This is a genomic window from Pararobbsia alpina, assembly GCF_902859895.1.
Taxonomy (GTDB): domain Bacteria; phylum Pseudomonadota; class Gammaproteobacteria; order Burkholderiales; family Burkholderiaceae; genus Pararobbsia; species Pararobbsia alpina.
The window spans coordinates 1-1,976 of the sequence record NZ_CADIKM010000135.1 but is presented as its reverse complement, the minus strand read 5'-3'; the positions used below and the strand labels follow the sequence as shown (position 1 = coordinate 1,976).

Below are 1,976 nucleotides of genomic sequence, written 5' to 3'. Positions count from 1 at the left end.
GCCTGCTCTGCAATTTGAGTGCGGAATCGAGCGCGCTGTTCAGCTTCGTCGGTTTGAAGGGGATCAGGTGATCTGAAATCGCAGTGGCCCAGCAAAAGAGGTTTGGGTCTTGACATTTCTCTAACGTTGGGGGATCAGTACCGGTTGGCTGTGCGCAAACGCGCTCGACCGACTGGCGTCAGTATCCCGCCCAGAAAGAGCTCAATGGCACGACTGAACGCCTCACTTGCATCGATTTTCAACCTTCCGAGTCGCGCTGGGTCGTGAAGCCCGCCGGCGACGAGGAGCCGGCATTCAATCAGAAAGCCGATCTCCTCATCGTCCCGCACAAGACCTTCTTCGACGCCGATCGTCAGAACCGGAGCCAGGCCCAGCGGGTTTTCCCCTTGACTGATGCAGGGTGCTGACCGCCGCAAGTCATCTGAAGAAAGACGTTTGGCCTCAGGTGCTTGCGTCGATGTCCGACATGTTATCCACAAGCCTTTCCACACAAATGGTGGATAACCCGCCGTCCGGGGTCGACTCGTGCGGAGCCCAACCCTCCAGAACGCTTGACGGGGCGGCTCAGAGCAGAAGAACAGTTCGCCGCTTTCTCGCACGCACAAAGCAATCCGGCGATTCGAATGTTTCCCTTGCCCTTCTCCATTTGGCCGAAGTCCAGCATTCCTAGGCAGGTGTGCAAATAGTCGCCGCGCTTCAGCGATTACGCAAGGAGTCGATGTAGCGGCCGCGGCCTGCTTCCCGCATCTGTGCCTGCATCTGCTGCACCAGCACGAGCTGCTGTTGTGTCAGCAACGCGTTGATTTCGCGGTGCGTATCGTCGCTGATCGAATGGATTCGCTCCCGAAGAAATTCGTCCGATGCGTTCGGATTGCCGTCGATCAGCGCTTGGATCGTGTCATGGTGCCGCCGCAGCAGCACTTCGACTTCGCTGCGCTGCTGCTGCGACAACTGCAATGTCGCGGTGAGCCGATCGAGCTCGTTGTCGATCGAATGCGTGCCGTGTATATGTTGCAGCCGGTTTCGGAGGTCGACCGCCGGCGACGATGCCTGCTGCGCGAATACGCAGTTCGCCGCGCCCACGACCATCGCAATCGCCGCGCATGTGCGAATGACGCTCATAAGACGATATCCCCGATTCGAATGCCGTCGAACGGACTTCGATGGCATTCGCAATCTATTGGTGAATTGCACCGCCGGGGCCGAGTCGCCCAGCTGTAAAATTCGCCACGTAATCCCCAGCCCCCTGATTCACGCAGGAATTGTGCGGTAGCTCGGACGGGACACTGCACGTGGCCGGAGCTTTGTTGAGTGGGGGCGGCGCCAGTCGAATCGGAATTCAGGGAGGATTGCCGGCCTCGATGAGATCCCGAGCGCTGCCTGTCGCCGCTGGCGTGCTCGCCGGGACAGGCGGCGGAGGCGGGTGATTCATGAACGCAAAATTCTGTGCTATCGCGGCGTTCGATTGGTCCGGATTCGACTGCGCGAAAACAGAAGTAACGCGTAAAAGGCACGCAATGCCTGGCGCGAAAAGGAGTCGTTTCATTTGCCGATCCTGTGATTGTCTTGACGTGTTCAAGGTAGCACCCGACCGTCAGGTACCGGGACGTGCTCGCTATCTTTTATAGCGTGACCGCCCATACCGACGCCGATACCAACGGCAGGTGCTGAGTAGTAGCCGTGCACGTGCCCATAGCTGTGAACGGGCGCCGGAGCATGACCATACAGCTTGTTCTCAATCGTTCCTGCTGTGCACCAGTGCAAATGAAAAAATTCCCCACCAGGGGAGCTGGGGCAGACCTGGATCACCGATAGATCGCCTCACAGATGAGAAGCAGAAACATTGTAGATCGAGCCGCCCCGAGGCAGATTTCATTGCCGATTACACAGCCTTACGCGATATGACTGAGGTCAAGGGATGTCGCAACGAAAATTCATGTGGCCGCCCGTTCCTTGTTCCTTGGGGGCGGTGCTGC

At 58.2% G+C, this 1,976-nt stretch carries 1 protein-coding gene; it reads right to left on the bottom strand.

Translation table 11 applies throughout. The features are described 5' to 3' along the window. Nucleotides 1-696: 696 nt before the first annotated feature. Entirely contained in the window at nucleotides 697-1,122 is a 426-nt protein-coding gene (locus HV670_RS29780) for a hypothetical protein (protein ID WP_175108513.1), read from the bottom strand. Nucleotides 1,123-1,976 lie beyond the last annotated feature (854 nt).